At 24.6% G+C, this 8,093-nt stretch carries 6 protein-coding genes; all 6 read left to right on the top strand.

Annotated elements, in window-relative coordinates; all coding sequences use genetic code 11:
- A partial coding sequence (locus HZY83_RS06090; protein ID WP_179943168.1) for an ATP-dependent helicase occupies positions 1-1,878 on the top strand: 1,878 nt, incomplete at its 5' end.
- Positions 1,879-1,882: 4 nt separating this feature from the next.
- On the top strand, positions 1,883-3,886 hold the full coding sequence (gene ligA, locus HZY83_RS06095; RefSeq protein WP_179943169.1) for an NAD-dependent DNA ligase LigA: 2,004 nt from the start codon (positions 1,883-1,885) through the stop codon (positions 3,884-3,886).
- The gene (locus tag HZY83_RS06100) at positions 3,879-4,226 is read left to right on the top strand and encodes a DUF1049 domain-containing protein (RefSeq protein ID WP_179943170.1); all 348 of its coding nucleotides are present in this window, start codon (positions 3,879-3,881) and stop codon (positions 4,224-4,226) included. The genes ligA and HZY83_RS06100 overlap by 8 nt, the downstream gene beginning before the upstream one ends.
- Complete coding sequence (recJ, locus tag HZY83_RS06105; RefSeq protein WP_179943171.1) at positions 4,210-6,471, top strand: single-stranded-DNA-specific exonuclease RecJ; 2,262 nt, start codon at positions 4,210-4,212, stop codon at positions 6,469-6,471. The genes HZY83_RS06100 and recJ overlap by 17 nt, the downstream gene beginning before the upstream one ends.
- 150 nt (positions 6,472-6,621) lie before the next feature.
- Positions 6,622-7,134 (top strand): adenine phosphoribosyltransferase, encoded by a 513-nt coding sequence (locus HZY83_RS06110; RefSeq protein ID WP_179943172.1) that lies wholly within the window; start codon positions 6,622-6,624, stop codon positions 7,132-7,134.
- An 18-nt stretch (positions 7,135-7,152) separates the two neighbouring features.
- Positions 7,153-8,093 (top strand): insulinase family protein (locus HZY83_RS06115; protein WP_179943173.1); only part of this gene is annotated, 941 nt, incomplete at its 3' end.

Genomic DNA, 8,093 nt, shown 5'->3' on the forward strand with positions numbered 1-8,093 from the left:
TTATTAAATTATAACAAGAATTTTACTATTTTGGATTCTAGTGAACAAAAATCAATAATAAAAAATATCTTGAAAAATCTTAATTATTCGGAAGAACAGTATAATCCCAATGCAATCTTAAAATTAATATCTAATGCCAAAAATAACTATATAAAACCTAAAGATATGGAAGCACAATCTCGATTTGGATTTATGAAAATTGTAGCAGAAGTATATTTTGAATATGAAAAATATTTGAAAAAAAATAGTGTTTTAGATTTTGATGATCTAATAATAAAAGTTATTGAATTATTTGAAAAATATCCAGAAATACTACTAAAATATCAACAAAAATTCCAATATATTCATGTAGATGAGTATCAAGACACTAACGTTATTCAATATAAATTAATAAGAATGCTTTCTGCTATTCATAATAATATATGTGTTGTAGGAGATGACGATCAAAGTATTTATAGTTGGCGCGGTGCTTGCAGCGATAATATTAAAAATTTTGAAAAAGATTTTGATAACACTAAATTAATATTCTTAGATCAAAACTATAGATCAAATAGTATTATTTTAAATGCAGCAAACAATATAATAAAAAATAATAACCATAGAAAAGAAAAAAATTTATGGTCTGAAAAGAAAATAGGGAAAAAAATTCATTTATATTCAGCATATAATGATGTTGATGAATCAGAATTTGTTGCAAAAAATATTAAAAATTTAATTTCTAAAGGAATTGAATATAAAGATATAGCGGTACTGTATCGAGCTAACTATTTATCACGTTCATTAGAAAATACACTTTTAACTACATCTATCCCATATAAATTAATTGGTTCGTTAAAATTCTTACAGAGACAAGAAGTTAAGGACATATTATCCTATTTAAATGTATTAGTAAATAAAGATGATGAATTAAGTTTAAGACGTATTATTAATGTTCCAAAAAGAGGAATAGGAGCAGCAGCAATGGAAAAAATTCAAAATTATTCAAATGAAAATAATTTATCTCTTTATGATACATTATCACAAATTTCTAGTGTAGGTGTTTCAAAGAAAGTAGTAGATAATATTACTAAATTATATTCATTATTTGAAAAATACTCTACTGATGATTCTCTGACAATTGATGAAGTAATTGTAGGTATATATATTGATTCTGGATATGAAGAAATGTTGAAAAATTCAAAAGATGATTATGCAGATAGTAGAATAGAAAATATATCAGAATTAGTAACATCTGCTAAACAGTACTCTGAAACAAATAATAGTTTAGTTGATTATATCTCTGAAATGTCTTTAACATCTGCTTCTGATGATGAAAATTTTGAAAACGCGGTAACTCTATCTACAATCCATGCTTCCAAAGGATTAGAATACGAAGTTGTATTTATTATCGGTCTAGAAGAAAATATATTTCCATCTATGAGAGATATTGATAGTTTAGAAGATGAATTAGATAAATTAGAAGAAGAGCGAAGATTAGCTTACGTAGCTGTAACTCGTGCAAAAGAAAGATTATTTTTATCTCATACTAATAGACGTATGCAATTTGGGAATGTTAAATTTAATGATAAATCACGTTTTATTAAAGAAATTCCAGAACAATTAATTCAAGAAGAGAGTAGTGTAAGATTAGCTAATTTAAATAATTCATATAGCAATAATAATGTTACTAATTTTATTAGTAAATTAAGTCCTAAAATAAAAGAGAAAAAAAGCATATCTAATAAAAGTATAAATTACACAATTAATGATCGTGTTCAACATAAAAAATTCGGTATTGGAACAGTTACAAAAATGGATAATAATGCAGTTACTGTCGATTTTGATAATTATGGTACAAAAATTTTATTATTAGAATATGCTAATCTAGTCAAGGAGTAGTTTTATGACAAAAATAAAAATTCAAGAAGAAATTAGTAATTTAGTAGAGTTATTAAATAAGTATTCTTACCAATATTACGTTGAAAATAATCCTGAAATTAGTGATACACAATATGATTTACTTTATAAAAAATTAGAAAATTTAGAGAATAATTATCCTGATTATATTTTAAAAAATTCACCTACACAAAGAGTAGGTGATAAGGTTTTAAGTGAGTTTTTAAAAGTTGAGCATAAAACACCTATGCTTAGTTTATCAAATACCTTTTCTATAGACGATTTAATTGAATTTGACAATAGAATAAAAAGACTATTAAATACAACAGAAGATATAGAATATGTCTGTGAATTAAAAATTGATGGGTTAGCTGTATCATTAACTTATGAAAATGGAGAATTAATTTCTGGAGCTACTAGAGGAGACGGAGTTATAGGAGAAGATATTACAGAAAATTTAAAAACAATAATATCAATTCCTAAACAATTAACTGAACAAGTAAATATAGAAGTTAGAGGCGAAGTATATATGCCTAAAAAATCATTTTACTTAATTAATGAGCAACGATCTAAAAACAATGAACAATTATTTGCTAATCCTAGAAATGCGGCAGCAGGATCTATAAGACAATTAGACTCTAAAATTACAGCTAGCAGAAAATTATCTGCCTTTATTTATACAATAGCAAATAACTCAAAAGAAAATAGTCAAATTAACTCTTTAAATAAAATAAAGGAATTAGGATTACCAGTAAATAACCATTTTAAATTGTGTAAAAATATAGAAGAAGTAACCAATTATATAAAATATTGGGAGAACAGTAAACAAGATTTATCTTATGATATTGACGGTATAGTTATAAAAGTAAATAATAAAAATTTCCAAGAACAACTTGGCTTTACACAAAAAAGTCCAAAATGGGCAACATCATATAAATTTGCTGAAGAAGAAGTTGCTACTAAAATAATTGATATAGAGTTAAGTGTTGGAAGAACCGGAGTAGTAACCCCTGTAGCAAATTTAGAGCCTATAAAAATATCGGGATCTACTATTTCTAAAGCATCTCTTCATAATAAAGATATTATTGATGAATTAGATATTCATATAGGTGATACAGTAGTAGTTAAAAAAGCAGGAGAAATTATACCTCAAGTAATAAAAGTAATTCCTGAATTACGTAATACTAATAGCACAAAATATAGTTTTCCAAAACATTGTCCTTCATGTGATAGTATTTTAATATCTAATGAAGATAATCCCTTTATACGTTGTACAAATGCAAGTTGTCCAGAACAAAATATAAAAAAAATAATATATTTTGCTAGTCGTGATGCGATGAATATTGATGGTCTTGGTGATAAGGTCATAATTCAACTATTTTCAAATAATATAATAAATAACGTAATTGATTTATATAATTTAGATAAAGAAAAATTGCTTGATTTAGAGCGTATGGGAGAAAAATCTGTAAATAATCTACTTAATTCTATTGAAAAATCAAAAAAAACAGAATTAGATAAAGTTATTTATTCTTTAGGTATTTTAAATATAGGAAAAAAAGCTAGTATTATCTTAGCAAAAAAATATAAATCACTAACTAAGTTTTTAGAAGCTAATTATGAAGAATTGATAGAGCTTGATGATATAGGGGATATTTCTGCAAAAGCAATAATAGATTATTTAAAAGTTCAAGAAAACATAAATTTAATTAATAGCTTAATTAGTATAGGGATTAATCCTACATATAAAGAGAGTATATTAAAAGAAAATATATTCAGTAATAAAACTGTAGTATTAACAGGAAAACTTACAGAATTAACAAGAAATGAAGCGAAAAAATATTTAGAAACATTCAACGCAAAAATTACTAATTCTGTTACAAAAAATACAGATTATTTAATTTGTGGAGAAAAAGCTGGTTCAAAATTAAAAAAAGCTCAAAATTTAAATATTCCTATTTTATTTGAAAATCAATTTATTGATATAATAAAAGGAGATAATAATGAATAATATTAATAAAGATAAAATACCATATAAATTATTTGCTATAGTTGTTAGTATTGTAGCTGTTTTAACATTTTTAATAATGAATTATAATCCTGTTCCTATAACATTTATATTTTTTACAATAAAGGTGCCTCTAACACTGTTATTTTTTATATTAATCTTATTTGGAGGATTTATAGCTACTATTTACTGGAAAAATAAATATACTGAATTAAAAAATAAATTAGAGCGAACAGAAAAATTATTATTCACTAAAGAACAACTAGAAAATAAAAAAATAGAAGATAACGAGGATATAGAGAAAGAAGATAAAGAGGAAGAAAGTGATGGGTTTAAAATATAACTGGGTATTCCCTAACTATAACGATGTAGAAGTAGAAAATATAAAAAAAGCATATAATTTACCAATTAATGTAGCAAAAATATTAAAAAATAGAAATATAACAAATCACGAACAAATAAAAGAAACTTTAGTAGGAGACTTTGAAGAAGGGTTTGATCCATATTTAATATATAATATGGACAAAGCTGTTAATAGAATAAATAAAGCTATAGAAAATGAAGAAAAGATATTAGTCTATGGAGACTATGATGCTGATGGAATTACTTCTACTGTGTTATTGCTAGAAACTTTATCTTCATTGGGTGCTAATGTGTCATCGTATATTCCTAATCGCTTTACAGAAGGATATGGCCCAAACAAAGAGGCTTTTAGTAATATTATAAATTCAGGTATATCTTTAATAATTACAGTTGACAATGGTATTGCTGCAGTAGATGAAGTAGATTATGCAAATAGTTGTGGGTGTGATGTTATTATTACAGATCATCATAAAATTCAAGATAATATTCCCAATGCTTACGCCATAATACATCCAGAACATCCGGAAGGCAATTATCCTTTCGGTAAACTTGCAGGAGTAGGTGTTACTTTTAAATTAGCTCATGCTCTATTAGATATATACCCAGACTTCTTTTTAGATTTAGTTGCTATAGGAACTGTTGCTGATTTAGTTCCGATAACATCTGAAAATCGTATTTTTGTAAAGCAAGGATTAAAAATTTTAAACGAAGATACTAGAATAGGATTAAAACTATTGCTAGATATAGCAGGACATCAAGGAAATATTGATGAACAAACAATAGGTTTTACTATAGCTCCTAGATTAAATGCTATCGGAAGAATGGCAAGTGCTAAAGAAGGTTTATTATTTTTATCAACAGAAAATATAAATGAAGCTCAAATTTTAGCACAAAAAATAGATGATTATAATAGTGAAAGAAAAATAATTACAGAAAATATTATAAAAAATGTTGAAAAATTAATTGAGGATAAGAGTAATAATTCTTTATTAGTATTAACAGGAGAATTTCACGAAGGAGTTTTAGGAATAGTAGCTTCTAATATTGTAGAGAAATACAAGAAGCCTACTTTAGTAATGAATATTGAAGATGGTAAATTAAAAGGATCTGCTAGAAGTATGCTAAACTTCAATATTTATGAAGCTATAAATAAAATAAATAATCTGTTTACAGCATTTGGCGGTCATAGTATGGCAGCTGGATTTTCTACAACTTTAGAAAACTTAGATGAAATAGAAAAAAGTTTAAATAATCTATACGAGGAATACCTTAAAAATGAAACATCACTAAAAAGTGAAAAAGTAATTGATTTAATAGTTGATCAGGAGGAAATAAGTTATCAACTTTTAAATGATATAGATTTATTAAAGCCATTTGGAATAGAATTTGAAAAACCAACTTTACTTATACCAAATATAACTATACTAGAAAAAATAGAATTTGGTAGTGAAAAGCAATATTTAAAATTAGTAGTAGGTTCAGATATTGATAAATTAGAATGTATTAGCTTTAAAGATAATAATATTTATAGTGAATTAAATAGTGGGGATACAGTTGATGTTTTATGTTATCTAGATAAAAATTATTTTAATGGTAGAACAAAGCTTCAAGCACATTTAATAGATATTGATAAAAAACAATATTTATTTCACGATATGAGAAAAAATAATATTGATATTAATAAATTAAACAGTGAAGATTTAAAGCTATCTCAAAATTTTTCTGATCATAAAAATAATTATTATAAATTTAATGAATTAAATCTATTAGAAAGGAAATATGATGTAATAAACATTTTAGAAATTCCTAATTCTGAAAAACAGCTTAGAAATATTATAAATTTAAATCCAAAAAGAATTAATATTTTTTGTAAAGACACTAATATGCTAAGCCAAAAATATCAAATTAATAAAGAAAAATTAATTAAATTATTTAATCTACTATTAAAAACAGAAACTTTACCACTTAATACTAATACCAAAATTAAACAAGTATTATCATTAATTAATACAAATATAGACAGCTTAAAATTGATGATTAGTATTTTAAATGAATTGAATTTAGTTACTATAAATAAAAATATAGTAACTATAAATAAAAACTTTGAAACGATTGATTTAAATAAATCTACTACATATAGAGCTATGAATGAAAAATTTTATATTGAAGAATTACTTTTAAACAAAGATATTAAAACTATAAATGATATTCTAACAAAAGAATAATAATCATAATTATATACAACTTACATTAATAAATACCGTATTAATTATGGTATTTATTTTATTTATAGTGTATAATAAAAATGCATGTTTTTTTATTATATATAAAATAATATGTTTATTAATAAATTGCATTTAAATTAGGAGATTATAATGAATTTAGAAAATTACATATCTATAGTTGAAGATTGGCCCAAAAAAGGAATTAGTTTCAAAGATATAACAACTCTTATGGCTGACGGAGAAGCATATAAATATGCTACTGATAAAATTGTAGATTATGCTAAAGAGAAAAAAGCAGATGTTGTTGTTGGACCAGAAGCACGTGGGTTTATCATAGGGTGTCCTGTCGCTTATTCACTAGGTATAGGTTTTGTTCCTGTAAGAAAACCTAATAAATTACCAAGAGAAGTTATAAGCTATGAATATGACTTAGAATATGGTAGTAATACACTAACTATGCACAGTGATGCAATTAAACCAGGGCAAAGAGTTTTGATTACAGACGATTTATTAGCTACTGGTGGAACAATAGAAGCAACAATCAAATTAGTAGAAAAATTAGGAGGAATAGTTGTCGGTATTGCATTCCTTATTGAGCTTGACGGATTAAATGGTCTAGAGAAATTAGAAAATTATGACGTCTTAACTCTATTAAAAATGTAACGACAAAAATAACAAAATATGGGATTTGAACTAATAGAAAAAAAATATTTAAAAAATATCAATAGTACAGCTTATAAATATATTCATAAAAAGACTAAAGCCCAGCTATTATATTTACAAAATGATGATATTAATAAATCTTTTAGTATAACTTTTAAAACTATACCTTATAGTGATAATGGTATTTTCCATATTTTAGAACACTCTGTACTTTGTGGATCAGAAAAATACCCTGTAAAAGAGCCTTTTGTAGAATTAATAAAAGGTTCTTTTAATACTTTTATTAATGCTATGACATTTTCTGATAAAACAATGTACCCAGTATCATCTAAAAATGAGGAAGATTTAAAGTTATTAATGGATATATACTTAGATGCTGTATTTAATCCAAAACTTTTAACTAATAACAATATTTTAAAACAAGAGGGCTGGCATTATCATTTAGAAAGTAAAGATGATAAATTAGAATATAAAGGGGTTGTATACAATGAGATGAAGGGTGCATACTCATCTGTAGATGAAATTGTAGATATGCATATTGCAGAGTCATTACATCCAGATACTCCTTATAAATATTCTTATGGTGGGAAACCAAATGAAATTACATCAATAACTCAAAAAGAATTTATAGATACTTATAAGTATAATTATCATCCTAGTAATAGTTATATAACTCTTTATGGTGATTTGGATATTACATCAGCTTTAACTCAAATAGATTCATATTTAGACAAATATGACTTCAAAGATTATTCTAATTATAAATTAGTAGAACAAAGTTTCAATAAAGAAGTTACTAGAGAAGCTACTTATTATAATGAAGAGCAGAAAAATAAACATTATGTAGCAATAAATTACATAATTGGAAAAAATAATGATTATAATGTTATAAATAGCATTGATCTAATAGATGAGTTATTACTAGGTAATAGTAATTCAAAATTTAGAAAATATTTTAT

This window comes from Gemella sp. GH3, assembly GCF_013415425.1.
Taxonomy (GTDB): Bacteria; Bacillota; Bacilli; order Staphylococcales; family Gemellaceae; genus Gemelliphila.